At 58.2% G+C, this 23296-nt stretch carries 21 protein-coding genes; 10 read left to right on the plus strand and 11 right to left on the minus strand.

The window, feature by feature from the left end; genetic code table 11:
• Positions 1-81: 81 nt before the first annotated feature.
• From P4L78_RS17895 to P4L78_RS17910, 4 genes are all read right to left on the minus strand, one after another.
• A complete protein-coding gene (locus P4L78_RS17895; RefSeq protein ID WP_309329540.1) occupies positions 82-1251 on the minus strand; it encodes a cation diffusion facilitator family transporter in 1170 nt (389 codons plus the stop codon).
• Entirely contained in the window at positions 1251-2570 is a 1320-nt protein-coding gene (locus P4L78_RS17900; RefSeq protein WP_283150084.1) for a nitrate/sulfonate/bicarbonate ABC transporter ATP-binding protein, read from the minus strand. The genes P4L78_RS17895 and P4L78_RS17900 overlap by 1 nt, the downstream gene beginning before the upstream one ends.
• 117 nt (positions 2571-2687) lie before the next feature.
• The gene (locus tag P4L78_RS17905; RefSeq protein WP_309329542.1) at positions 2688-4421 is read right to left on the minus strand and encodes an ABC transporter permease subunit; all 1734 of its coding nucleotides are present in this window, start codon (positions 4419-4421) and stop codon (positions 2688-2690) included.
• Between the two features lie 84 nt (positions 4422-4505).
• Positions 4506-5060 carry a DUF4337 domain-containing protein gene (locus tag P4L78_RS17910; protein ID WP_283150086.1) on the minus strand — a complete coding sequence of 185 codons (555 nt, stop codon included), beginning with the start codon at positions 5058-5060 and terminating at the stop codon, positions 4506-4508.
• A gap of 465 nt (positions 5061-5525) precedes the next feature.
• On the opposite strand from P4L78_RS17910, the gene P4L78_RS17915 reads away from it, so the two are divergent.
• The 4 genes from P4L78_RS17915 to P4L78_RS17930 all read left to right on the plus strand — a co-directional run bounded on the left by P4L78_RS17915 (position 5526) and on the right by P4L78_RS17930 (position 7558).
• Complete coding sequence (locus tag P4L78_RS17915) at positions 5526-5816, plus strand: hypothetical protein (protein WP_309329544.1); 291 nt, start codon at positions 5526-5528, stop codon at positions 5814-5816.
• A gap of 10 nt (positions 5817-5826) precedes the next feature.
• On the plus strand, positions 5827-6279 hold the full coding sequence (locus P4L78_RS17920; RefSeq protein ID WP_309329546.1) for a cytochrome c: 453 nt from the start codon (positions 5827-5829) through the stop codon (positions 6277-6279).
• 156 nt (positions 6280-6435) lie between these two features.
• Positions 6436-6966, plus strand: coding sequence for a DUF4337 domain-containing protein (locus P4L78_RS17925; protein ID WP_283150089.1), 531 nt, complete (start codon positions 6436-6438; stop codon positions 6964-6966).
• A gap of 130 nt (positions 6967-7096) precedes the next feature.
• The gene (locus P4L78_RS17930) at positions 7097-7558 is read left to right on the plus strand and encodes an Mpo1-like protein (protein ID WP_309329548.1); all 462 of its coding nucleotides are present in this window, start codon (positions 7097-7099) and stop codon (positions 7556-7558) included.
• 107 nt (positions 7559-7665) lie between these two features.
• Here the strand turns inward: P4L78_RS17930 and P4L78_RS17935 are convergent, their stop codons facing one another.
• The 7 genes from P4L78_RS17935 to P4L78_RS17965 all read right to left on the minus strand — a co-directional run bounded on the left by P4L78_RS17935 (position 7666) and on the right by P4L78_RS17965 (position 15211).
• Positions 7666-8004 (minus strand): hypothetical protein, encoded by a 339-nt coding sequence (locus P4L78_RS17935; RefSeq protein WP_283150091.1) that lies wholly within the window; start codon positions 8002-8004, stop codon positions 7666-7668.
• A 140-nt stretch (positions 8005-8144) separates the two neighbouring features.
• Positions 8145-8495 carry a hypothetical protein gene (locus tag P4L78_RS17940; RefSeq protein ID WP_309329551.1) on the minus strand — a complete coding sequence of 117 codons (351 nt, stop codon included), beginning with the start codon at positions 8493-8495 and terminating at the stop codon, positions 8145-8147.
• 118 nt (positions 8496-8613) lie between these two features.
• Entirely contained in the window at positions 8614-9645 is a 1032-nt protein-coding gene (gene ltaE, locus P4L78_RS17945; RefSeq protein ID WP_309329553.1) for a low-specificity L-threonine aldolase, read from the minus strand.
• A 449-nt stretch (positions 9646-10094) separates the two neighbouring features.
• On the minus strand, positions 10095-10451 hold the full coding sequence (locus P4L78_RS17950) for a DUF1304 domain-containing protein (RefSeq protein WP_283150094.1): 357 nt from the start codon (positions 10449-10451) through the stop codon (positions 10095-10097).
• A gap of 118 nt (positions 10452-10569) precedes the next feature.
• Positions 10570-11712 (minus strand): PLP-dependent aspartate aminotransferase family protein, encoded by a 1143-nt coding sequence (locus P4L78_RS17955; RefSeq protein ID WP_309329555.1) that lies wholly within the window; start codon positions 11710-11712, stop codon positions 10570-10572.
• A gap of 169 nt (positions 11713-11881) precedes the next feature.
• Positions 11882-14476 carry an ATP-binding protein gene (locus P4L78_RS17960; RefSeq protein WP_309329557.1) on the minus strand — a complete coding sequence of 865 codons (2595 nt, stop codon included), beginning with the start codon at positions 14474-14476 and terminating at the stop codon, positions 11882-11884.
• A gap of 9 nt (positions 14477-14485) precedes the next feature.
• Positions 14486-15211 (minus strand): response regulator transcription factor, encoded by a 726-nt coding sequence (locus P4L78_RS17965; RefSeq protein ID WP_309329559.1) that lies wholly within the window; start codon positions 15209-15211, stop codon positions 14486-14488.
• A 435-nt stretch (positions 15212-15646) separates the two neighbouring features.
• On the opposite strand from P4L78_RS17965, the gene P4L78_RS17970 reads away from it, so the two are divergent.
• From P4L78_RS17970 to P4L78_RS17995, 6 genes are all read left to right on the plus strand, one after another.
• Positions 15647-16333, plus strand: a complete 687-nt coding sequence (locus P4L78_RS17970; RefSeq protein ID WP_283150098.1) for a response regulator transcription factor — start codon at positions 15647-15649, stop codon at positions 16331-16333.
• Positions 16334-16516: 183 nt separating this feature from the next.
• A complete protein-coding gene (locus P4L78_RS17975; protein WP_309329561.1) occupies positions 16517-16900 on the plus strand; it encodes a response regulator in 384 nt (127 codons plus the stop codon).
• 241 nt (positions 16901-17141) lie between these two features.
• The gene (locus tag P4L78_RS17980) at positions 17142-20672 is read left to right on the plus strand and encodes a response regulator (protein ID WP_309329563.1); all 3531 of its coding nucleotides are present in this window, start codon (positions 17142-17144) and stop codon (positions 20670-20672) included.
• A complete protein-coding gene (locus P4L78_RS17985) occupies positions 20672-21493 on the plus strand; it encodes a protein-glutamate O-methyltransferase CheR (RefSeq protein ID WP_283150101.1) in 822 nt (273 codons plus the stop codon). The genes P4L78_RS17980 and P4L78_RS17985 overlap by 1 nt, the downstream gene beginning before the upstream one ends.
• Positions 21490-22113, plus strand: coding sequence for a chemotaxis protein CheB (locus tag P4L78_RS17990; protein WP_309329565.1), 624 nt, complete (start codon positions 21490-21492; stop codon positions 22111-22113). The genes P4L78_RS17985 and P4L78_RS17990 overlap by 4 nt, the downstream gene beginning before the upstream one ends.
• The gene (locus P4L78_RS17995) at positions 22100-23281 is read left to right on the plus strand and encodes a hybrid sensor histidine kinase/response regulator (RefSeq protein WP_309329567.1); all 1182 of its coding nucleotides are present in this window, start codon (positions 22100-22102) and stop codon (positions 23279-23281) included. Before P4L78_RS17990 ends, P4L78_RS17995 begins: the two co-directional genes overlap by 14 nt.
• Positions 23282-23296: the final 15 nt, after the last annotated feature.

Below are 23296 nucleotides of genomic sequence, written 5' to 3' on the forward strand. Positions count from 1 at the left end.
CGTAAAAACAGAAACAGCCCCTTCTTGCCGGGGCTGTTTTCATGGTGTGGTCAGGTTATTGGCAAATACTCGCAACGCAGCCTATTGCACCGGGTGAGTTACAGACTCGCGGCGCCAGACGGTCAGATCAACCGGCACGCCTAAGGTCGTGTTCAGATAAGTACGAAGGGCAATTTCATCCACTGTTGCCCCCTCTGCTGCCAACTGCAACGCCACGCTCAAGCGCCCGTCCACATAATGCAGGGTGATATCCCAATCGCAGGGCGACAATTGCGTCAGTGCGCTGGCCAGCACGCCCAACACTTGTTCACGGGCAGGTAGTCTGGGGTCGATGGATTCGGTCTGTTCACGCGGATCGATATGAATTTGCACATCCAGCACCGGAAAATGCGCCAATACGGCTTGCCGCGCCAGCACTGCAATATGGTGGCCTTCGCTCACGCTGATGCGCGGGGCGACTTCCAGATGGGCGTCCACCAGCGCCTGATCGCCCATTTTGCGGGTTCGCAGATCATGTACATCCAGCACGCCGGGCGTGGTTTCCAGCGCCTGGCGAATCTTGTGCACGTCATCCAGCGGCAAAGCGCGGTCCATCAGGTCATTGAGCGCATCCCAGCTGAACGACCAGCCCATGCGCCCCACTACCACCGCCACAATCACCGCGGCCAACGGGTCCAGCACCGGATAACCGGCCAGATTGCCCGCCACGCCCACCAGCACCACTACGGAAGAAGCCGCATCGGAGCGCGCATGCCAGGCATTGGCGACCAGCATGGACGAATTCACTCGCTTGGCTTCGCGCAGCATGTAGCGAAACAACGACTCTTTGGTGACGATGGCGATCACGGCGATCCACAGCGCAATGGCATGCACCTTGGGGATCAGTTCATGATTCTGGATTTTGCCAACGGCACCCCACAGCATGCCTGCTGCGACCACCAGCAAGATCACACCCAGCGCCAGCGAAGCGGCATTCTCGAAGCGTGCGTGGCCGTACTGATGATCGTCATCGGCGGCTTTGTGGCTGTGTTTGTTGGCGAACAGCACCACAAAATCGGCCACCAGATCGGACAGCGAATGCAAACCATCCGCAATCAAACCTTGCGAGTGGGCGAACACGCCGACCACGATCTGCCCGGCGCCTAACACCAGATTCACCCAGGCGCTAACCCAGGATGTACGCGATGCCACGGCCTGGCGCAACTCGCTGGTCAGGCCGGGACTCTCAAGCGGATGGTCCGAGCGTTGCATCAGGAATCCGCAGTGTTGGTTTCTTCTTCGTCTTGCTCAGGCAAAGCGATCAGCCCGGTATGGAAGCCGTATTCGTAGACTTCGCCATACCGGCCCCACTCGATGGCCACTTGCAGCACGCGCTCGGCTTCCTCCTGATCCAGCGATTCGCGCAGCAGCTTGAGGAAAGCCTGTTCTGGCAATTCGCCCGATTCGGTTTGCTCCAGGCTGTGGCGGATATGCGCGGCCAGCGGCACATGCGTCAGCAGTTGTTGACCAAAAATCTCCTGGCGCATGGTGTTTTCGGCCTGCACGTAACGATGGCCCAGCGGCGTAATGGCGATATCGCCATGCGCCACTTGCGCCAGCCCCAGCAATTGCAGGGCTTCGGCCAGGGGCAGCAACTCATCATCGGTCAGCTCGGTTTCTTCACCCAGCGCTGGCAAGTCGGCACGGCCATTGAATGGCGGCTCGGACAACAGCTCCAGCAAGCTCTCCATGCGACTGACGTCGGCTTCCGGCAAGCGGTAGGCCAACGGCAATTCGTGGGTGCCCTCGGTGGTGCGACCAGCGCGCGCGCGAGCGGTCATCAAGGCGTAGACCTCATCGATGAGGCTGCGCACTTCGACGCTTTCCGGATTACGCGGACGCGGTAGCGAGATGCGCAACTCGGCGCGTACCCGGCCCGGATCGCTGGCGAAAATCAGTACGCGGTCGGCCATCAGTACGGCTTCTTCGATATTGTGCGAAACCACCAGAATGCCCTTCATGGGCGTCTGTTTGCTTTCCCACAGCTCCAGCATATCGTCGCGCAGTTGCTCGCCGGTCAGCACGTCCAGGGCGGAGAAGGCTTCGTCCATCAGCAGGATATCGGGTTCAACCACCAGCGCCCGCGCAATGCCCACGCGCTGACGCATGCCGCCCGACAATTCGCGCGGCAAGGCGCCGTTAAAGCCGGACAAGCCAATCAGCTCGATCGCGTCTTCAGCACGTTTTTCGCGTTCTTCCTGCTGCACGCCGCGTGCTTCCAGACCCAATTCGACGTTTTGCTGCACGGTTAACCAGGGGAACAAGGCAAACGACTGAAACACCATCGAGACGCCACGGGTTGGGCCATACAACGGCTGGCCGCGATATTGCACGTCGCCTTTGTCGGCAGAAATCAACCCGGCCATCAAGCGCAGCAGGGTCGATTTACCCGAGCCGGACTGGCCCAGCAACGCCACGATCTCGCCCTCTTGCAGGACAAAATCCACGTCTTCCAGCACCGCGCGTTGCGAGCCGTCGGCAGAACGAAACGACTTGCCGACACCTTTCAGTTCAATCAATGCATTCGCCATTCTTTTCTCCTCTACGCCTGCTTGGTGGCGCGGGGTTAGTACGCTTTGTCAGTTCAGGCGGCCAGCCGACGCTGGCCACTCAAATTCGGGATACCGGCTTGCTGGCGCGCCAGCGCATCAGAAGTGCATGCGTTCTTCAGCAATGCGATACAGACGGCGCCACAAGAAGTGATTCAGCCCCATCACAAATACGCACATCACGCCGATACCCAGCGCAATGCGCGGAAAGTCCCCCACGGCGGTCATGTGGGCAATGTAACTACCCAAGCCATGCGCTTCGAGCGTGGTGTGCCCCCAGCTCACGTATTCGGCCACGATACTGGCGTTCCATGAACCACCACTGGCGGTAATGGCACCGGTCACAAAACTGGGGAACACCGCTGGCAGCATGTAGCGTTTCCATTTCAGCCAGCCGCTCAGACCAATATTTTGCGCTGCATAACGCAACTCGGTCGGAATACTCGACGCCCCGGCAATCACGTTGAACAGGATGTACCACTGCGTGCCCAGAATGATCAGCGGCGACAACCAGATATCCGGATTCAGGTTCAGCTTGACGATAATCACCACGGCCAGCGGGAACACCAGATTGGCCGGAAAAGCCGCCAGGAACTGCGCTACCGCCTGCAAGCGATCAGCCCAGCGCGGGTTCATGCCTATCCACACCCCAATCGGCACCCACACCACCGCGGCTAGCGCGATCAGGATCATCACGCGGATCAAGGTGTAAATACCCAGCAAGAACACGTGCCCGACTTCGCCGATACCCACTTCGCCCAGAATGAAATAACCCAGGCGATACACTGCAAACAAACTCAGCGCAGCGATGAGGGCGTCGAACACGCGCTCTGCCGTGGAGCTACGGGTAGACACCCGCGCCATGATCGATGTGCCGTCATGCTTTTTACGGAAGTATTTGAAGCTGCGGTCAATCAGCGTCAGCGCCCAGCGTACGGTGCCTTGCATACGGTCGGTACGACGCAGCCAGGTCAGCAACCAGGACTGTTGAGCCGAGCCACCGCCGGTTTCTTCAAAACGGAACTTGTCTGCCCAAGCCAGCAGCGGGCGGAAGAACAATTGGTCGTACAACAAAATGCCGATCAGCATCGCCAGGATCGCCCAGCCGATGGCGGTCAGGTTTTGCGCCTGAATCGCGGCGGCAATGTACGAGCCCATGCCTGGCAGTTTGATATCCTGGTTAGAGACCGAGATGGCCTCCGAGGCCACCACAAAGAACCAGCCGCCGGACATGGACATCATCATGTTCCACAGCAGGCCTGGCATGGCAAACGGCAACTCGAGACGCCAGAAACGGTGCCAGCCCGACATCTGGAATACGCGTGCGGCTTCTTGCAGTTCTGTCGGTACGGTTTTGAGCGACTGATACAGGCTGAACGCCATGTTCCACGCTTGCGAGGTAAAAATCGCAAAAATGGCGGCACATTCAACGCCCAGCAAATTGCCTGGGAATAGCGCGATAAACCCGGTCACCGTGATCGACAGAAAGCCCAGAATCGGAATCGACTGCAAGATATCCAGCAGCGGAATCAACACTTTCTCGGCGGCGCGCACCTTGGCGGCCAGCGCGGCAAAAACGCAGGCAAACACCAGCGATGCGGCCATGGCAATAAACATGCGCAAGATGGTGCGCAACAGATAGTACGGCAGATAAGTTGGATCAAGCGAAATGGCCAGCGTCTGCCCCAACTGGTAGGGCGTGGCCATTTGCGAAGCGCCGTAGCCCAGCAAAACCAGCGCAGACAACACCAGCGGCAGCAAGGCCCAATCCCAGCGATTGCCGGACTCCACCACCTGGCGTGGCAAATACTGGAAGCGGTTCAGATTCATCATTGTTATTGACCTTGTTTATTACAACCGGGGCGCTGATTCACCCCACTTACCGCGGCCACCGCCGGAGCCAGACGACGGTATCGCTCAGCTGAGCAGATTGACGATCCAGTCTGGATGCAAAGCCCAGCCGTTAAAGCCAGCCAGCACAAACGCCGTCCCGAGGATACCAAATACCAGGCTCACTCCCAGCATCCAGCGCAAACGGGTCAAGGCGGTAATCCCCGCCAAGGCCATGGCAATACCCAGCATGGCGTCTGCCAGATCAAACTGGTCGTCACGGTAGTTTAGTTTGTTGTAGCCCGCATCCTGAGTTTCGGCACTGGCCTTCAATTGCGGTAGTTCTGCCTGGTAGTGCGCCTCTTCCCCGGCGATCTGCGCATGGGCGGTGGCGGCTTTGGGTCCAGACAAAAGCGCAGATAGTAGCAGATCAGAGTTTGCAAGAAGATGAAGCTTGAGCTTGGTGGCTTCATATTCGTTCCAGGTATCCACCGCCTGCATTTTGCTTAGCTGCATCGCCTGGACGATATTGTCGTCCTTGATTTTGGCTAAACCCAGAATCACCGAAAAACACAGCACCAACATCCCTACTGCTTGATTGAGCCGACGTTCGCCGGTTTCGACCGAGACATCTACATCCATTGTTATAACTCCGCGCTGATTATTTTATTTGCCGTTGGCAGACATTGTGAGATTGCACAACGGCTAGCCAGGCGCTCCGGTGCACATCCGGCGCGGGTTTCAGCTTTTTTGCCCGCGCTTGTCATCGCCCGCAGGTCAATGTGCGTTGTATGAGGGCATTCCCCTTGTTGTTCACTGGCGGTACTCCGGCACGCGCTTGAGTACCGTTTCTTTTGTCTGGCATGAGGGGAAAAGCCGGTTTTTTCCGGTCTTCGTCATGAATCTGCGGCCTACCCTGCTATGCTCCGATGTTGGCCCCCTTCCCGCTTGTACCATGAGCTCACCATCTGGCCGCCCCGCCCGCCGCGCGTGGTGGACTTTGCCACTCGCCCTTGTGTTGGCTCTGCAAAGCCGGTGTGGCAAAAGTGGGGAACGCTGCTGGTACGCTGGTTGCAGCGCAGGTCGCCCTGGCAAGCCGTCGCCTGCATGCTCATGCCCATTGCGCTGGCCAATCTGCTCAAGCTGATCTGCGTATACTGGACCGTCCAGGGTCGCTGGTTCGTCGGCGCAGCGCTGTACGTAACCCTCAAAACACTGGAGTTTGGCTGTGTTGCCCTGATCGAACAGGCCTGCCGCCCAACATTGCGGACCGTAAAACTTTATCGCGTGGTGTATCTGCTGATCGCCCGCATCCGACGCTGGACCAATCGCCAGTTACGCCCGTGGCGGCGCTGGTGGTCCGCAGTGCGTGCCGACTTTTTTAGCAAACCAAATTGATCTGATCACAATGAAATTGATAAAGCTGCCCGTTATTGCCCTGTGCCTTGCCTTCTTGCTGGCTGGCTGTTCGCACGAAGACCCGAATTCGCCGGTCTACAAACGCAAACAGGTGTTCAAGGAAATGCTCAGAACCAGCCAGAGCATGCGCGATATGTTGAAAGGCAATGCAACCTGGAATGCGCAGACTTTTGCTGCCAATGCAGCCAAGCTGCAGCAGTTGTCGACCCAACCGTGGCCGTATTTTGTGCCGGTAAACAAAGACGACAGCAGCAAAACCGACGCCAAACCCAATATCTGGGAAAAGCCGCAAGATTTTCACGCTGCGGCCCAGAAGCTGCAGGACAATACCGCCAAATTGCAGCAACTGGCTGCAACTAATGACCCGGCGCAGATCCGCCCGCAGTTCGAGGCCATGGAAGAAAGCTGTACCGCCTGCCACAAGGCGTTTCGCGAGTTCTAAGCCACTTGCCGCATCGTTTTTGTAACCCGCATCACAGGGCGCTCCGGCGCCCTTTTGCATTTGCGCCCGCTTTCACACGTCGTTACAGCCAAGCACGATCCAGCACGCCACAATCTGCCGCCGTATCCATTGGTCATTCAAAAAAAGGGACAGAACATGAGCGAAGAAAAGAAAGATCCATGGCTGAATTATCTGGCACTGACCACGGTCATTCTGGCGGTGTGTGCCACGTTGTCGACCTTCAAGGGCGGCGGTTACTCCACCAAAGGCGTTATCAGCCAGGCTCAGGCGTCGGATCAGTGGGCCTACTACCAAGCCAAGGGCGTCAAACAGTATCTGTACCAGATCCAGCGCGACAATCTGGTGTTGCAGCGTGACGCATTGCCGGTAGATAACAAGGCCAGCGCGGCCTACGACGCAAAAATCGCCGACTACAGCAGCAAGGTGCAGCAGTACGACACCGAGAAGCACCACATTGAAGACCTGGCACGCGGGCTGGAAGCCCAACGGGACGACGCGCAACGCCACGGCAAGCCGTTTGGTATTGCGGTGATCTTCCTGCAAGTGGCGATTCTGATCTCCTCAATTGCCGGTTTGTTCAAGCGCAAGGTGCTGTGGCTGTCGGCGCTGCCGGTCGGGCTGGTCGGTGTGCTGTATTTTGTTGATGGCTTTTTTGTGTTGTTCTAAACCGGATTAGCTCACCACTCCTCCTGCCCTCTCGCACGGCTGGCGTTTCAAACGCCAGCATGCTGCACTGCGCATAGGCGCCACTCAAACGGCATGGCTACACTCTGGCATCTGACTGAATGAGATGCCTATGCGCACCGCCAACCAGTGGTTCGATGCCTATAGCGGCGATCACCGCAACCACACAAATCAAACCATCCACTGGATTTGCGTGCCCGTCATTTTATGGTGCGCGCTGGCCATGCTCTGGACGATTCCCTCGCCACTGCCACTGCAAGGCTTCTGGGCGCTGCTGGCGATGGCGGCGACGCTAGGGTTTTACACTCGTTTGTCGTATCGCCTCGGGCTGACCATGCTGCTGTGGCTGGCATTGAATACATGGCTGGTCATCGCGGTTTTGAACGCCGCCGGACTGCACGGACTGTGGGTATCGGCGCTGGGCCTGTTTGTGCTGGCATGGATCGGCCAGTTTGTCGGCCACATCATTGAAGGTCGACGCCCTTCGTTCTTTACCGACCTGGCTTATTTGCTGATCGGCCCGGCCTGGTTAATGGGCAAGCTCACCCGGCGTCTGGGCTGGCCGATTGCCTGAAACACTTGCCGCGGGAAGCGAAAATGGCCGCAATGCGGCTATTTTTTTCCGGGTTGTAGCCCATGCGGCAGGTCTTTATCCGCACGCTCAGGCCACGTTCGTTCTATTCAACCGGGGCCAATTTCGCTACGCAAATAACCCAGGGTGGAGTAAATCCGCGCTACGGTTTCGGCATCTTCCGCATGCCGCAGGCGTGGGGGCGATAAATCGTCTTCTGCGCGGCCGGGTACATGGGCATGGCCATTGGGTTTGGTCTCACGGGTTTGCAAGTGGTCCCGTTCATGCTCAAGTGACTTGATCCATTCCTTGATCTGCCCTCCATGCCTGGTACGCATTTCGTGCTGAAACTCATTCGTCGGCGGATCGCGCAGCTCGGTATTGATTTCCACCTCCCAGGTATCAAGCTGATTCCGCACTTTTTCAAGGTCTAGCAGTGTCGCACTCATAAGGGTACTCCTTGGCAAAAAACCGCTGATCCCGTTAGTGGCCAGAACCGGCGCGCTTCGCCCCGATGTTGCCCGGCGAATTCGCAGCAACGCTCGTGGACAGCCCGGCCCTGGCCCAGGTGATCTGACCCGGCATGCAGTTACGGCAGCGGGTCTTTGGTTTCATCGTCGACCATGGCGCGCGATTCTTCCAGTTCGGCAGCCTGAGTAGCTGATAGCTGGCCTGTACCCTGCAAGTGCAACAACGATTCAAACCGGCGCAAAGCGGTGTCGTGAGCCGACAGGCGATAGACCTCATCCTTGATGGTGCCCGCCTCAAAGACCGACTTTAGCCGCCAGACCACCTTGTCCAGCGCGATACCTTCCGCCATCAACTCCACTGCCAGATCGCTGCGGGCCCAGCGGGTAGGCAGACCTGCTTCGCGCAGTGCAAAAACCAGAGGAGCGAGTTGCTGAAACTGATTGCGATCTTCGATATCGTCATCATCCATGCAGGAAGGCTCCGCTGGCAGTAGGCAATCGTTCAAGTACAGCACGGGCGAGCCAGCAAAGCCAAAAATGGCAGATTACCGGCCCGCTCGTCAGCGGCAAATGTCGCATCCAGCCCGATCAGGCGGTGATCAGTTCAGCCAGAGCTTGGGCAATACGTTCCACTTCGGCCGCACCCACTTGCCAGTGCGTAACCAGCCGCATCAACCCTTGTTCCGGCGGGTTGGCCTTGATACCACGGGCTTGCAAGCCTGCCATCAACGCCGCCACATCGACCGGTCGGGTAAAGCGGAAGAACACCATATTGATATCCAGCGCATCCATATCTACCGCCACACCCGGCAGATGCTGGATGCGTTCGGCCAGCAAACGCGCGTTGGCGTGATCATCGCCCAAACGCAATGACATTTCGTCCAGTGCCAGCAAACCGGGTGCAGCCAGCACGCCAGCCTGACGCAAACCACCGCCCATCAACTTGCGCTTTTTGCGGGCACGTTCGATGAAATCGGTAGCACCGACCAGCATCGATCCCACCGGCGCGGCCAGGCCCTTGGACAGACAGAACATCACACTATCGGCATATTGGGCGATCTGCTGTGCTGGCACTTGCAAGGCTGCGGCGGCGTTAAACAAGCGCGCGCCATCCAGATGCACCTTGATTCCCGCTTCCTGTGCGACTTCCCACGCGGCTTTGCTGTCGGCCAGCGACACCACTTGCCCGCTGGAATAAGCGTTTTCCAGGCACAGCAAAGAGGTCCGCGGCAGATGGATATCCCCACCCGGACGAATACGGCGGCGAATTTCCTCAGGCTTGAGCACGCCACGCGGCGCCGGAATCGGTCGCAGATTCACGCCAGCGATAATGGCCGCAGCACCGACCTCATGCCAGACGATATGGCTGTCTTCACCAGCAATCACTTCGTCGCCCTGGTCGCAGTGCGTAAACAGCGCCAGCTGATTGCCAAAGGTGCCGCTGGGCACAAACAGCGCGGCGTCTTTACCCAGCACGCTGGCGGCGCGTTGTTCCAGTTGGCTGACCGTGGGGTCGTCACCATAAACATCATCACCGACCGGCGCGGCGGCCATGGCTGCACGCATTGCTGGCGTGGGGTGAGTGACGGTGTCGCTGCGTACATCTATCCATTCAGTCATGCGTGGTTCCTCTGTTTCTGGCGGTGGTGCTGGCTGGTGTGAGGGGATTTTACGCAAATGCGGGGATTTGAGGGGCGATAGAAGTGGTCGCAGCCAGCTCAGTGTGAATGTCCAAAGCTTGTGTTAGTGCCTTCGGCACGTATGTGAAAAGCGTTTGATACCCGGGGGTGCCCGGGAGCACGTTACTTTCTCTTGCGTCGCCAAGAGAAAGTAACCAAAGAGAAGGCGACCCCGCTGCCGCAAGGGGGCACGAAGTCAAAATCCACAGCAAACCGTCTGCTTACCCAACTCCGTAGCCCGGATGAAGCGTAGCGGGAATCCGGGGAGCAACATTGGTCAATTCCGGTAGAGTCGCCCGCTCTCGCGAATGCCCGCTACGCTCCCGCTCCGACGCCATCCAGGCTACGAAGCTACGAAACTGAATAAAATTTTGGGGCGCGAGGCCAACCCTACCCCACCACCACCAACCCCAAAGCCACCACCGCCGGCAAAGCCTGCACAAACAGTATCTTCTTGCCCACCGTCAGCGCTCCAAATACCCCGGCGACGATTACGCAGCTTAGAAAGAAAATTTTCACGGCGAAGCCTGTCGGGCCGAGAAGCAAACCCCACAGCAAACCAGCCGCCAGAAAGCCGTTATACAAACCCTGATTGGCCGCCAGCACTTTGGAAGCTGTGGCAAATTCCGGGGTCAGCCGGAATACTTTGCGTCCGAGCGGTTTATCCCAGAAGAACATTTCCAGCACCAGGAAATACACATGCAAGGCGGCGACGAGGGCGACCAGGATATTGCCGAACAGAGCCATTGTTATCTCCATGTTTTTATTGGGTTGGTCTTGGGTCTGCCAGCGCCCCCACCAGGCGGCGCGCACAAAAAAACGCGGGCCAACGAGTTAACCATTGGCCCGCGTTGGCAAATATCAGTTAATACCCGGCCAAAGCTGTTTCAATATCGGCGATCAGGTCACTCACAGCCTCAATGCCCACGGACAAGCGCACCAGCGTATCGGTGACGCCCAGACGGGAACGCTCGCCGGGCGAGAGATTGGCATGCGTTTGCAAGGCAGGGACAGTGATCAGGCTTTCTACGCCGCCCAGGCTTTCGGCATAGGCAATCAGCCGGGTTTGTTCAATCAAACGGGCCAGCGTGCTGACGTTATCCACCTCAAACGACACGATTGCGCCGGCGCCGGTGGCGAACTGGTTCAGCAAGCGGTGACCAGGGTCTTCGGGCAGCCCGGGATAGAACACGCTTTTGACAAAGTCTTGCTGGTGCAGCCATTGGGCCATGATCTGGGCCGAGGCTTGTTGCTGTTCCAGCCGCAACGCCAGCGTTTTCAGGCCACGCAGCGTGAGCCAGGCATCTTGCGGGGCAAGGACAGCGCCGATGGCGTTTTGCAGGTAGGCCACGCGAGCCGCCAGTTCAGGGTCGCGCACGCACAGAATCCCGGCGATGGTGTCGTTGTGCCCGCCCAGATATTTGGACGCACTATGAATGACCAGATCGGCACCCAGTTCTAACGGGCGCAGCCAGTACGGCGTGAGAAAGGTGTTATCCACCCACAATTGCAGCTTGCTGTCTTTGGCCAGTTTGGCCAGCGCTGGCAAGTCCGCCACAATCTGCAACGGGTTGGACAGGCTCTCGACCAAGATAGCGCGGGTGTTCGGCAGAATGGCAGCAGCAAACGCATCGACCTGTGCCACCGGCACGTAGGTAACGCTAATGCCGAAGCGGGCAAACACCTGATCCAGCAGCCGTTGGGTGCCACCATATGAACCTTCGGCCACCACCACATGATCACCCTGATTAAACAGGCACAGCGCGGTGCTGATGGCCGCCAGGCCGCTGGCAAAAGCAAACGCGCCCGCGGCACCATCCAGCTTGGCCATGGTTTGTTCCAGCGCCTGACGGGTGGGATTGCCGCTGCGGGTGTAATCAAAGCCGGTGCTCTGGCCCAACGCCGGATGGGCAAAGGTTGCGGTCTGATAAATTGGCATGCTGATGGCCCCGGTGGCGGGGTCGTGGCACGAGCCAGCTTGAGCCAACAACGTTTTGATATCGAGCATGAAAGGTGTCCGGTGGGTACATATTTGCAGAGAGGGCACTCTGCCGCGCTTCAGTCTATGACACGTTGATGGAAGCACAAAGCCTGACATTTCCTGCAGGCTCTTTGAAGTCGCTGAGGTTTGCCGATTTCTGCGCTGTTACGGCGCCAGTCACAGCGACACCAAAAACTCACGCCAGCAGCGCGGCCAAATCCGCCCGGACAAACGGCTTGGCCAGAAACACCTGGCCTTCACGCCATGCCGGGTGCGCGCGGTGAATTTCCAGCGGCAGGCCGGACATCAGCACCACCCGTGTTTGCGGCCAACGCTTGGCGATGACGGCGGCCAGCGCAATGCCGTTGCCACCCATGCCGAGCGAAATATCCGACAACACCAGTTCCACGGGTTCGTTTTGCGCCAGCCAGCGTTGCGCTTCATCTGCGCCAGAGACGCCCGCCGCCTGTGCGCCCAGCGTGCGTAACATGGCCAGTGCGGTGTCTTTTACCGCCGGATCATCCTCGACCACCAGTACGCGCCCGGTCACCTCACCTTCCACCAACGGGCCGGGTAGCAAGATGCGTTCGCTTTCAGCAGAACTGGGTGGTAGCCAGAGCGACACGGTAGTGCCTTTGCCGACCGTACTTTGAATCTGCACGTCGCCGCCGCTTTGCCGCACAAAACCGTAAACGCTGCTGAGCCCCAGACCGCTGCCCTCACCCAGCGCACGCGTGGTGAAGAACGGCTCCATGACTTTGTCGATCAGCTCAGGCTGAATGCCGCTGCCGGTATCGGTAACCGAGATCACCACCGCCTGGGCGATATTGGGCAGGCGCTCGGCGCTGTCACGCAGCTCTATATTCAAGGTCAGCGTACCGCCGTCCGGCATCGCGGCAGCACTGTTGAGCGCCAGATTCAGAATGGCGTTTTCCAGTTGGCCGCGATCAACGCGTACGCTCAATTCACTCGCTGGCGGCTGGAGCACCACGTCAATCCCCGCGCCCACGGCGTATTCGATCAGGTCGAACATTTCGGCCAGCATGCCCTCAACCGGAACCACCTCGGCCTGCAAAGGCTGGCGCCGGGCAAAAGACAACAAACGCCGCGTCAGTTGCGATGCCCGTTCGGCTGAACGCCGCGCCAGTTCGGCCATGCCCAGCGCTTCGGGCTGTTGCTGCAATTTGCCTTCAAGCATTTCCAGATTACCGAGAATGGCGACCAGAAAATTGTTGAAGTCATGCGCCACGCCACCAGTGAGCTGACCCAGCACTTCCATCTTTTGCGCCTGGCGCAAGTCCGCCTCCACTGCGCGGCGCGCGGTCAGATCGCGACACACCGCCACCCAGCCGCCACCCGGCATGCCTTGGCAGTGGAACTCCAGGATGCGCTGATCGGCAAAATGCAATTCGGCGGCAGCGGCAATGCGGGTGTGTCGATCAGTGGTGCGTGTGGCCGTACGCCGCGACACGGCCCGCCAGCGCGCGTGAACCGGTAACGCCTTGCGCAGTTCCAGCAAGCTCATGCCGATATGCAAACGCTGATCCGGCATACCCAGCGCGGCCTGGAACATCGGATTCCAGCCCACCAAGCGACCATCGCCATCGTGGACTGACACACCGTCGTTCATCGAGCGAAACACGGTTTCCAGCAAACGTTGCTGCGTATCCAGACCTTCGGTCAGCTTTTGTTTTTCCAGCATGTTGGCGCGGAATACCTCAAACGCCCGCGCCAGTTCGCCCACTTCATCCTTGCGATCAATTGAGGGGATACGCTGTTCGGTATTGCCCGAAGCCAGCCGCGCCAGTACGCGAGTCATGCGCTGCAGCTTGCGCAGCACACGGTCAACATAGGTCACCCCCAGCAGCGCCAGCACCACGCCCACCGCAGCCAGCAAAATCAGCCCGGATTCGCTCGATGACACCACGCGGCGTACGCCTTCGTGGCGTTGCGTGGTGACTTGGCGCAGCTCTTCGACATATTGGGCGGAGCGGGCGTCCAGTTGATCGGCGTGCGCGCGAATCAGCTGCACCAGATAGGTCATGCGTTGTTCGCTGGTCAGAAACTCGTTACGCAGCGCAAACACGTTGTCCGGGCCGTTGCCGATCTGGTAAAGCAGTTGCGCCAGTTGTGGCTCGCGCTGGGCCTCGCCCCGAAGACGTACCTGCATCCACAGCGCCTCGCTGTCACTTTCGGCCACGCCCAAAGTGGTGAAGTCGGTCGCCTGAAACGTGCTCATGGTCACGACCCACAAATTGAGCATGGTCGGCGCGTTACGGGCAAACGCCTGGCGGCGGCGCAGGATATCGTTACCGGCGCGCTCGGCGTCACGGCGTTCTTCGTTGAGACGTCGCTGCAATTGCCGGTGCAGGCCGGATTGCACCATCAGGCGGGTCAGGTCGCGGTCAATGCCATCCAGTTCGGCACTGGCGGCCAGTTGGTCGCTGGTGTGCTCGGGCAAATCCATCGATAGCAGACGAATGTCGTGCAGCAGGTTGTGCAGCACTTCGGTATCGCTGTGCAACAAATCGGGCGAATCCGTCCCTGCCATAGCCGGTGCAATCGCCGCTACTTGCGCAACTTTCTCTGACAATTTGAGTACGCGGGCGATCTCCGGCACCACGTTGGCTTCGTATTCATCCAGCGCCCGCTGGTTGGCACGCATGCCCATCACACCGACCACCGCCACCGACAGCGTCACCAGAAACAGCAACAGAAAAGCCACAATCAGCCGCGTGCGGATGCTGGGCATGCGCAAGGTATCGGGCAGACGGGAGCGTAATGGTGGCATGGCGGACGTTTACAACCGCGTCACGGGCGAGGCGAACAGATAGCCTTCGCCACGTTCGGTGCGGATATACGCTGGCAAGCGCGGATTGGGCTCGATCTTGCGACGCAATCGTAAAATCAAGACGTCGATCGTCCGGTCATACACGTCAATCTCGATGCCGCGAGTGTGTTCGAGCAACTGATCACGCGACCACACCCGGCTGGGGTGCTGCACCATGGCGGCCAGAATGGCGAACTCACCCCGCGTGAGCGAACACGGCTCGCAACCTTGCCGGATCAACACGCGCTTGCCCATATCCAGCACCCAGTCGCCAAAGCTGTAACGCACGCCACCCGCTTCACCAGGCTGGCGCGGCGGCGACAACTCGGTACTCCGCCGCAACAACGCGCGCACCCGTGCCAGCAACTCGCGCCCGGAAAACGGCTTGTTGATGAAGTCATCCACCGCCATTTCCAGCCCCAGCACACGATCTGTCTCGTCGCCCTGCCCGCTGATCATGATGATGGGTACTGCCGATTTCTGCCGTAACTCGCGGGCGACGGTCATGCCGTCTTCGCCACGCAGTTTCAGATCCAGAATCACCAGCGAACACGGTTGCGTGGCCAGATGGGCCTGCAGCTCGTCGCCGCGGGCCACCGCACAAACCGCAAAGCCAGCGTCTTCCAGCAATGTTTTTAACCAGAGTCTTACCTGCGCATCGTCATCCAGAATCAGGATGCAATGTCTGTTATCCATACCGATCTCTCCACCTCATGGACGCTCTGCCGGCGCTTGCTTGAGGGTGTTGGTGTGACATCCACTATGGCAGTTGATGCTGCCTTTGGCTTGCAGCATCGTCAACCTGAAAGTCATGCTGTGGTAATCAGCAAATCTACTGATAGGCAAGCAGTGAGAATCGGGCACCGGGCAGCGCGGTCTACGGACGAACCGTGCCCGCCACCATAGCGCACTTATCCCCGGCGACCAGACGGCGATTGCGGCGAACGGGTTACACTGTGCGATCTGACGCCTTGTGCTCCCGTAGCAACGCCCGACTTCGGGTTTGCGTAAGTCGTGCAGCGCCTGTTTTGCATTGTTTTGCATTTATTCAAGCTCCACATTTCAAGAAGAACTTGTCGGCGTTGGCAGCCCAACTGCTAGCGCCAGCCCCTCAGCCCGAGAAAGACGGTTATGCGCATACTGCTGGTAGAAGACGATATTTTGTTCGGCGACGGTGTAGCCGCTGGCCTGCGTGATGCCGGGTTTACCGTGGACTGGATCACCGACGGCGAAGAAGCGCTCAGTGCGCTGGCCGTGGTGCCGTATGAGGTTGTGGTGCTTGATCTGGGCCTGCCGCGCCGCGATGGCATCACTGTATTGCGCAGCTTGCGCGCCCAGCGTCTGGATATGCCGGTATTGATCATGACCGCGCGCGATCAGATCGAACAACGGGTGACCGGGCTGGAAAGCGGCGCCGATGATTATCTGACCAAGCCGGTCGCGCTGGCCGAATTGGTCGCTCGCGTGCGTGCCTTGCTGCGACGCGCGCATGGCCGCTCGCAACCGAAAATCGAGGCGGGTTCGTTGATCATCGACCCGGCCGCCCGCCACGTGCATCTGAACGGCAACGAAATCCAGCTCTCGCCGCGCGAGTTCCTGTTGCTGGTTGATCTGGTAGAACATCGCGGCATCGCCCGCACCCGTGCCCAGCTGGAAGACAGCCTCTATGGTTTTGGCGATGAAGTGGGCAGCAATACGGTGGAAGTCCATGTCCACCATTTGCGCAAAAAACTGGGCGAAACGCTGATCCGCACCGTGCGGGGCGTGGGTTATCTGTTTGTGCCCGCTAGCCCGGCACCAGCGCATGATCGCGGCTGAACGATCAGCGCAGACCGTATCGCAGCCGACACAACCGATGCCCTTTTACATTCGGCTTAGTGTGTTACCCTGGAGTGACAAGGTGTCTTACATTGTTATCAGACGACACCTACAGCAGTCAGGCGCATGGGGTTGCACCATATATCCCGCCCATTGTTGCCTGGCCCGAACTCGAGAGATGCCATGATGAGTGCCGACCGCTTGACCATACTGTACGTTGAAGACAACGAGATGCTGCGCGCAAGCATCGTGGAGTATCTGGAAGAACTGGAGCATCCGGTCACGCCGGTACGTACCGCTGAAGAAGCGTTGCAAAGCCTGGAAACCGATCATTTTGATGTGCTGCTCACCGATGTCAGCCTGCCTGGCCGCTCGGGCATTGATCTGGGCAAGCATGCGCTTGAACGGTATCCGGATATCCATTTGATTCTGTCATCCGGCCACGACGTATCCAGCATGGCCAAAGACATGCGCAATACCCAATGCCTGGCCAAACCGTTCGATCTTGACCGGATCGACGAAGTGCTGGAATCGGTGCGCCAGTCATTGCGCGCCGGGCAATCCTGAATTTGCGCTGCCCGTGTCGGGCGGCCCACCCTCTATCCCGCCAGGCAGACCGTTCGCGTCGCGATCTGCCACCTCACGTTGTCCGTCCATTCTTGTAGGACACAGACCGACATATTTGCCGGTGCAGGCATGACATCATCCGCGCTGCCGCCAGGCTAAGCTCCATTGCGGGCCTTACCCTCGCAACCGCCATCCCGATCAACCGCCCAGTCTGAACACAAGAATAACAACGATGAACGCCATGTCCGATTTGTCTGTGCCCGAAACCGCCTTTCGCCGCATTCTGGCGCGAAATGTGGTGTTGCCATTGCTGGTTGCAGCGGTAACGTCCGTTATCTATATCGGGCTGGTGTTGTATCTGCAAAACGTCAGCCGCTGGGTTGATCATACCGATCAGGTCATTGGCAAAACCACCAATGCCAGCAAATTGCTGATCGATGCCGAAACCGGTTTGCGCGGCTACGTCATTACCGGCAAAGCCAGTTTTCTGGAGCCTTACAACGCCTCAACCGAACAGTTTCTGGACGTACTGCATGATGCTAAAGAATTAACGCAGGACAATCCGAACCAGCAGGCCTTTTTTAACCGGGCCGAAGCGGCCTATAAAGAGTGGCTTTCGTATTCGCAACAAGTCATCAAACTGCGCCAGCAACAATCGTCCGCCGCCGTAGATTTGATCACCTCTGAAACCGGCAAAGCCAGGATGGACCAGATGCGCGGTTTCTTTGCGCAAATCATCCAGACTGAAGAAGCCCTGCGTGCCCAGCGCAGCCGCGAAACCGAAGCCACCATCAACTGGCTGATCGGGCTGACCCTGGCGATTGGTTTATTGTCCGGCGCTATACTGGTACTCAGTGGCCGCCGCCAGTTACAACAACTCTCTGGCGTCTACAGTGAAACGCTGGATCGCCAGCGCCAGCACAACCAGGTGCTTGAGCAACAGGCCTGGCTCAAGCAAGGTCAATCTGAAATAGCCAACGTCATGCTGGGGGAGCAAGCCATCAGTACTTTGGCCAGCAATATTCTGGATTTCATGGTGCGCTATCTCGGCGCGTCGGTCGGCGCGGTGTATGTGAGCGAAGACCGGCAGAACTTTACGCGCGTCAGCCAGTACGCACTCAGCCCGGATGCGCTGGACAGCCAGCATCAGTTCCAGCTCAAACAAGGCATTGCGGGCCAGGCTGCCGCCGAAAACCGCATTGTTGAGCTCAATGAACTGCCGCCGGATTATCTGAGCATCAGTTCCACACTGGGCAGCACCACACCAGGCTCGGTGTTGATTGTCCCGACCCGTGGCGACCGCTATGTCAATCTGGTGCTGGAGTTATCGTTTCTAGGCGCAATGCCGCCGCGAGCCAGCGAGTTTGCGCACCTGATCGCCCACAATATCGGTACTGCCATCGACTCCGCGCAATACCGCGAGCAACTGCAAGGCGTGTTGAGTGAAACCCAGCAACTGAACGAAGAACTGCAAGCGCAGCAAGAAGAACTCAAAGTTGCCAACGAGGAACTGGAAGAACAGTCTCGCTCGCTCAAAGAATCGCAAGCGCGCATGGAAGGCCAGCAAGCCGAACTGGAACAGAACAACGAACAACTGGAAGAACAGGCCCAAGCGCTACAGCTGCAAAAATCCGAACTGGATGAACGCAATAGCGCCTTGCATGAGGCGCATCTGGAACTGGAAACGCGGGCCGATGAACTGCAACGCGCCAGCCGCTACAAAAGCGAGTTCCTTGCCAATATGTCGCATGAATTGCGCACGCCGCTGAACAGTGCGCTGATTTTGTCCAAGCTGCTGGCCGACAATCCTAAAGGCAATCTGGACGAGGAACAGGTGAAATTTGCCTCGTCGATTTATGGCGCGGGCAATGATTTACTCACGCTCATCAACGACATTCTCGATCTATCCAAGGTTGAAGCCGGCAAGCTGGATATCTGGCCCGAATCCGTACCGGTCAAACGCTTGCTAAACGGGCTGGAACAACTGTTTACGCCACTGGCGCAAAGCAAAAGTATTGAGCTGCAAGTCATCACCCGCACCGATCTGCCCGAAACGCTGATTACCGATTCCGCACGCCTGCAGCAGATCCTGAAAAACCTGCTGTCCAATGCCATCAAATTTACCGAAAAAGGCACGGTTCATATCGTGGCCGGTTTGCACGCACCGGGGCAGATCGCCTTTGCGGTATCCGACACCGGCATTGGCATTGCTGAACATGAATTGACTGCCATTTTTGACGCCTTCCACCAAGCCGATGGCGCAACCAATCGCAAATTTGGCGGCACTGGTCTGGGTCTAACTATTTCGCGCGATCTGGCGGGTTTGCTGGGCGGCCAGATCATTGCCCAAAGCACACCGGGCGTGGGCAGCACCTTCACGCTGGTCATGCCGCTGGTGCTGGCCGCACAGCCAGAAGAAACCACGCCACAACGGAACGCAGGCTCCGGTGCGCCACCGGTACGCCTGCAGGAAAGCCCCACGCCACAGACGAGTATCCCGGCCCAAAGCCAGAATCCGCTCGAGAATCAGCACGAGAACGCAGAGCAAGTCCCCGTGTTCGATGACCGCAATAATTTGCGCCCGGATGCCCGCACGGTGCTGATCATTGAAGATGAAGCCATGTTTGCGCGGATTCTCTACACCCTGGGCAACGAACTCGGCTTCAACTGCGTACTGTCCAGCAACGCCCAGAACGGGTTTGATCTGGCGCTCAAACTGATGCCTGACGCCGTATTGCTGGATATGAAACTACCAGATCAATCCGGCATGACCGTGCTGGAAGCGCTTAAGGAAGAACCGCGCACCCGGCATATTCCGGTGCATGTCATTTCCGGGATTGACAGCAGCCACGCCGCCTTGCAGGCCGGGGCAATTGGTTATGCGCTCAAGCCCACCGATCGCGCCGCCCTGCGCAAAGTGTTTGGCAAGATCGAGGCCAAGCTGGCGCAATCCATCAAGCACGTGCTGGTAGTCGAAGACGACCCATTGCAGCGCGAAAGCATGATGAAGCTGATTGCCGACGAGGACGTCAAAATCACCGCCGTGGCATTGGCCGAAGAAGCGCTAACTCATCTCAAGCAAACCGACTTTGACTGCATGGTGGTTGATCTGACCTTGCCGGACATGGCCGGGCATGAGCTGCTCAAACGCATGGCCAGTGACACGGCGTATTCGTTCCCGCCAGTGATCGTGTACACCGGCCGCGTGCTCTCGCGTGAAGAAGAAGCCGAACTGCGCCGTTATTCGCACTCCATCATCATCAAGGGCGCGCGCTCGCCAGAACGTTTGCTGGATGAAATCACCCTCTTCCTGCACCGCGTGGAAAACACGCTCGCCCCAGAACGCCAGCAAATGCTCAAAATCGCGCGCAGCCGCGAGAAAGCCTTTGAAGGGCGCAAGATCATGGTGGTGGACGACGACGTGCGCAATATCTTTGCCCTGACCAGCGCGCTAGAGCCCAAAGGCGCCAGCATTGTGATTGGCCGCAACGGCCGCGATGCCATCGACAAACTCGATGCCGACCCGGATATTGATCTGGTGCTAATGGACATCATGATGCCGGAAATGGACGGCTACACCGCCATGCGCCATTTGCGTAAAGACCCGCGCTTTGCCCGTTTGCCCATCATCGCGGTCACCGCCAACGCCATGCGTGACGATCAGGAAAAATGCCTGGCTGCTGGCGCGAACGACTATCTGGCCAAGCCGATTGATCTGGACAAACTCCTGTCGTTAATCCGAGTCTGGATGCCCAAAATTGGACGCGTCTAATGTATCCCGCTACCGATTTTGATATCGAACTCAGATTGCTGATTGAAGCGATCTATCTCAAATACAGCTACGATTTTCGCGATTATTCGCCAGCGTCGATGAAGCGACGTGTGACGCATGCCTTGCAGCAGTTTGATTGCCCAACTGTGTCGACGCTGCAGCACCGCGTGATTCATGAGCCCGATTGTTTTCCGGCGCTGTTGCAATACCTGACGATTCCGGTGAGCGAGATGTTCCGCGATCCGGCTTACTTTCTGGCTTTGCGGGAACAAGTGCTACCCATTTTGCACACTTATCCCAGCGTGAAAGTCTGGATAGCCGGCTGCAGCACCGGCGAAGAAGTATATTCAATGGCGATCATGCTCAAAGAAGCCGGTTTGCTGGATCGGGCAATCATTTACGCCACCGACATCAACCCGCGCAGCCTGGAAAAAGCCGAAGCGGGCATCTACCCGATCGACAGCTTGCCGTTGTTTGAACGCAATTACCGGCAAGCTGGCGGCAAAGGCGAATTATCTGACTACTACACCGCTGCCTATGGCTCGGTTTTGTTCGACAAGCAATTGCGTCGCAATGTGACCTTTGCCGATCACAGCCTTGCCACCGACAGCGTGTTTTCCGAGGTGCAGCTGATCTCGTGCCGTAATGTGCTGATCTACTTCAACCGCGAATTGCAGAACCGCGCTTTTGGCTTGTTTCACCAGGCGCTGGTGCATCGCGGGTTTATGGGGCTGGGTTCCAAAGAAACGGTGCAGTTCTCTGACTATGCCAATCGGTTTGAGGCATTTGCCAAACCGGAACGGGTCTTTCGCAAGCTATGACACTGCGCCTGCGACCTCGCCCCAAGCCAACCACGCCACTGCCCCAAACCGTGCTGATTGGGGGTTCGGCTGGCAGTGTCGAAGCACTGGGGCAGATATTGCCTATGCTGCCAGAGCACTTTGCGGCGGCAGTGGTCGTGGTGGTGCATTTGCCCGCCGACAGCGCCAGTTTGCTGGTCGATATTTTTGCTCCCCGAGTCAACCTGACCGTTCAGGAGGTACACGACAAAGTGCAATTGCTTGCTGGCAACATCTACTTTGCGCCACCGGACTACCACGTGCTGGTAGAGGCCGATGGCACGTTGGCGCTAAGCCGCGATGCGCCGGTGCACTTTTGCCGCCCGGCCATAGACGTGCTGTTTGAAACCGCAGCCGATGCCCTCGGCACCCGCGCCATTGGCGTTGTCTTGACGGGTGCCAATGAAGACGGTGCAGCGGGTCTGGCTTATCTGGCGCACACCGGCGCAACAACGCTGGTACAAGACCCCAAAGACGCCAGCATGCCCACCATGCCCGACGCCGCGTTGTCGTTAAGTCGCGTTGACCGGGTTTTGCCTGCAGCACAAATCGGCCTGGCACTGGCCGACATCGTTCAAGGAAAAGCCGATGCCCTCCGCTAAGGCGCAAATTCTGATCGTGGACGATCTGGCCGAGAATCTGCTGGCGCTGGAGGCGTTGATTCGTCACGACGATCTGGAAATACACCGCGCGCTATCCGGGCTGGATGCGCTGGAATTGATTCTCGTCCACGACTTCGCACTGGCCTTGATCGACGTGCAGATGCCCGGCATGAACGGCTTTGAGCTGGCTGAGTTCATGCGCGGCACCGAGAAATCCAAACACGTACCCATTGTCTTTGTCACCGCTGGCGACAAAGAACACTTTGCCTTCAAGGGCTATGAAAGTGGTGCGGTGGACTTTCTGCACAAGCCGCTGGATGCGCACGCGGTCAAAAGTAAAATCAATATTTTCGTCGAATTGCATCAGCAACGTCTGGCCATGCGCTGCCAGTTACAGGCACTGGAAACCAGCCGCGCCGAGCAGGAAAAACTGCTGCAACAACTGCAGCACACGCAGGGCGACCTGCAACAGGCGGTGCGCGTGCGCGACGATTTCATGGCGATGACCTCGCATGAGCTGAAAACCCCGCTCGCCGCCCTCAAACTGCAAAATCAGTTACGCCAGCGCCATCTGGATCAGGACAACACCGACGCATTCACACCAGACAAGCTGCGCAAGATGCTCGCCACCGATGCCCGCCTGGTGGATAGCGTTATCCGTCTGATCGATGACATGCTGGACGTCACCCGCATCCGCTTTGGCAAGCTCTCCTACTCACCCAGCCATTTTGATCTGGGTGAACTGGTGCATGAGGTCGTCGACCGTTTCTCTGAACAACTCACCTTGAGTAACAGCGGTTATCAGGTGGATGTGGCGCAAGGCGTCGCCGGCGTGTGGGACCGCTACCGGCTGGATCAGGTCATCTCCAATCTGATTACCAATGCCATTCGTTATGGCAACGGCAAGCCCGTCAGTATTCGTTTACATGCTGACCGGCAGCGCGCATTCATCAGCGTGCGCGATCACGGCATTGGCATTGCGCCAGCCGATCAGGCGCGCATTTTCCAGGTCTTCGAACGAGCAGCAGACACCCACGCCATGGGCGGATTGGGGCTGGGCTTGTTTATTGTGGCGCAGATTATTGAAGCGCATGGCGGGCATATCCAGCTCGAAAGTGCGCCGGGTGAAGGATCAACCTTTAACGTGGAATTACCACTGACTCAGTAGTGAGAGTAGCGCCGC

This window comes from Silvimonas sp. (assembly GCF_031291215.1).
Taxonomy (GTDB): Bacteria; Pseudomonadota; Gammaproteobacteria; order Burkholderiales; family Chitinibacteraceae; genus Silvimonas; species Silvimonas soli.